Source organism: Gammaproteobacteria bacterium, from assembly GCA_022450155.1.
Lineage (GTDB): Bacteria > Pseudomonadota > Gammaproteobacteria > Arenicellales > UBA868 > REDSEA-S09-B13.
This window is the reverse complement of the sequence record JAKUQR010000067.1, coordinates 1-3,085: the sequence shown is the minus strand read 5'-3', so window position 1 is coordinate 3,085 and position 3,085 is coordinate 1. Positions and strand designations below refer to the sequence as shown.

Here is a 3,085-nt window from a genome sequence, read left to right as displayed (position 1 = left end):
TTCCCGCGCCCGATTTCAGGGTTGTTACGTCCGCAATAGGTCATGGGGATCGCGATTTTGCTTTTGCCCATTGGCTTTTAAGCGGACAGAAAGACGAGGTGCTGGCGCGTCTGCGGCCGATGGCCGACATCGACCGAGTGCGTGGTTTCCACAAACTCCGAGGAATGACGGCGTTTGGCCGTGACACCCATACCCGCCTCGCCGCTGGTCAGTTTGTGGCATCGTCGATCGCCAAGCAGATGGCCCGGGCATTAGCATACGGTCGGGTGAGTCTCGACCCCGATCGGTTGTGAGGGGGGGGTAACAAATTCGAAACGGAAGGTATCTCTTCACCGCTCGGTTATCCTTTGCGGGATATTTGCGGGTCCTGTCCTGCACGGTGCTGCACTGTCCTGCAAACTGGGCAACGGGCGCCACCGTAAGCAGTTGATATTTAGAGGGCTATAATTCCCTCGGAAGGCTTTTAATCAGGTGGTCGCAGGTTCGATCCCTGCACGGCCCACCAATAAATCAATCACTTAAGTCACCTTACAAGAACGCAGGTGGCTGGGCTGAAGGTGCTGCGACAGCACTTCAGGTGAAATCGTTAAACAGCGTGCCATAGCCAAGCCTAATGATGCGGAAACAGAAGTTAAATCATGAAGTGGGTGCGCTATGTTCTGGTATCGAGCCGCACACTGTGCAGAATGATTCTGAAATCAATCAGATTTATCATGCATTGTGTCAGCACGGCTGATTGGTTTTTCCTGCCCAAGAAATCGATGGTACTGTCCTGACAGTTTCATATCGAAGCTGTGCACGCTTCGGTCGCCACACGGGCTGGTAAAGTCGCTAGACGGATTCCCCATGTGGCTATACTGAGCAACGTCCAGAAAAACGGTGAACCGATCGGTCTTTCAGCCTTGCCTTAGGACGTAACAAAAACTCAAGCGGCAATAAAGTTTTTGCCGCGCTCGCCTTGTTGCGCGACCTTAAGGTACTCGGAAAATTCAACCTCCGAGAGACCATAATCATCCGGTTGCGTACTGACACCCAAGTCGGTCAGAAAGCGCTCTAGGTTGTCAGCACCGATTGCCAGATCTTTGCCAAAGATAGCCCTTAGGGTGTTGTCGCAGTCAGGGTCAACCCCGATGGCACGCCGCAGGACCAGCGGCAGCGGGAACGAACAGGCAATGCCATGGGCCACACCGTGATTCAGCGATATGGGATAAGAAATACTGTGCGCAAGCGCCGTCTTGGTGTTTGAGAACGCAAGTCCGGCGAGGACCGCTGCCAGCGACATCTGCTCTCGCAGGCCGATGTCATCCAGAGCGCTCATCAGTTGTGGCAGTGTGGCCATGATTTGGGTGGCAGCCTGGACTGCATAGGCGCTTGAAACCGGGTTGGCATTGATGTTCCAGATACTCTCCAGCGCGTGAGACAGCGCATCGAGGCCCGCCGCAAGGGTAGGTTCTGGGGGCAGGAGCTGGGTGAGCGTCGGGTCCACAAGTGCAGCTACCGGATACAAGTTGGGATGGTTCAGAGAATATTTCTTGCCTTGTGCGCTATCCCATACGGTGGCCCAGGCGGTGACTTCGCTGCCGGTCCCGGCGGTGGTCGGCACCGCGATGATCTCCCGCAGAGGCACCGGTGATGCCGTTCCAGGTTGTTCCAGTGAGGTGCTGATGTCTGCGAAATCATTGGAGATCACTGCAAGTACCTTGGCAGTATCAATCACTGACCCACCACCCAGCGCGATCAGTAGCTCGGTTTGCGTGAGGGCCGTGAGTGTATCCTGAGACAGATTTCTGAAATAGGAAAAGTCGGGATTGGGCAGCACGTCAGCGGCGATCAGTGTGGCAGGTCCTGCGCTTCTTTGAATCAGATCGATCTGTGTTTTGAAGTAGTCATCGGGGTAGGTCACCAGAGCGTAACGCCTTGAACCAATCAGACTACCGAGTCGATCCAGGTAACCCGGGCCGAAATGTATTAAGGTGGGGTTGTGAAATGTCCAGTATTTAGCGTTCATTGTGCTTCCGGTGGACGTAAGTTGCCGACCGAGTGGACAAGAAACACCTGCGTGTCCTCCGATCAGCCTCACGTTAGGCGTGATTTAACCCAGAGGTGAACTCGCTTGTCTACCCGCAGGAATTTACTGAGCCAAATGATCAACAGTCTTATCAGGGCCGGTGGTCTATGCCAGACTGTCTGAGGCGACTACCATCAGATTCTGAGACAACTGATTCGTCATACGTCGATTGATAGGTTATGAAACTGATTCACTTAACAGATCCCCATTTTGCGCCCCCTGGGCAGACGCTTTATGGCCGCGATCCGAGTGTTGCGCTTAAACGCTGTCTGGCGGATATCAATGAGCACCATGCTGATGCAGACCTGTGCGTGATCACGGGTGATCTTACCCACTGGGGTGAGCCGGAAGCCTTTGATCACCTGAGAGAATGTCTTTCGGTTCTGAACATGCCATTGCAGCTGTTGGTGGGCAACCATGATTCGCGTGCTGAGTTTGTCAGGTGGTTTCCTGACCAGGACCTGGATGACCATGGCTTTGTCCAAACCGGTAAAGACTACAAAGCGGGTCGTTTTCTATTCTTGGATACCACTGAACCGGGTCGTGCCGAGGGCTGGTACTGCGATTTACGCTTGGCCTGGCTGGAGGCGCAATTGGCGGATGCAAACGGGCGGGATGTGTATCTCTTTATGCACCATCCGCCTTTTAATATCGGCATTCCAACATTGGACCGAATAGCGCTGGTTCAGCAGGCAGCATTCGCGGCGGTGGTCCTTCCGCACACTGACAACATCAAGCATCTGTTCTTCGGGCACATCCATCGACCCCTGTGCGGTCATTGGCTGGGCATCTCGATGTCAAGTCTGAGAGGCATGAATCATCAGGTGGGCCTGGATTTCAAAACGACGGCCAGTCTGCCCGGCAATTTCGAGGCACCGGCTTATGCGATCGTACTGTTTGAGCCCGACCGTCTGATTGTTCACACGCATGATTTTCTCGATGACAGTCCCAAGTTTGATCTCGCCAACTCTCCGGTTCAGGACTGGGCTGTCAGGAAACCTCACGCCTAGGCCGGAT

The 3,085-nt window shown here is 54.2% G+C and carries 3 protein-coding genes; 2 read left to right on the top strand and 1 reads right to left on the bottom strand.

The window, feature by feature from the left end; all coding sequences use genetic code 11:
- Window positions 1-293: hypothetical protein (locus MK323_15275; protein MCH2483506.1), on the top strand; the 293-nt coding region annotated here is incomplete at its 5' end.
- A 632-nt stretch (window positions 294-925) separates the two neighbouring features.
- On the opposite strand, the gene MK323_15270 is transcribed toward MK323_15275, so the two are convergent.
- On the bottom strand, window positions 926-2,008 hold the full coding sequence (locus tag MK323_15270) for an iron-containing alcohol dehydrogenase (protein MCH2483505.1): 1,083 nt from the start codon (window positions 2,006-2,008) through the stop codon (window positions 926-928).
- Window positions 2,009-2,247: 239 nt separating this feature from the next.
- On the opposite strand from MK323_15270, the gene MK323_15265 reads away from it, so the two are divergent.
- The gene (locus tag MK323_15265; protein MCH2483504.1) at window positions 2,248-3,078 is read left to right on the top strand and encodes a phosphodiesterase; all 831 of its coding nucleotides are present in this window, start codon (window positions 2,248-2,250) and stop codon (window positions 3,076-3,078) included.
- Window positions 3,079-3,085: the final 7 nt, after the last annotated feature.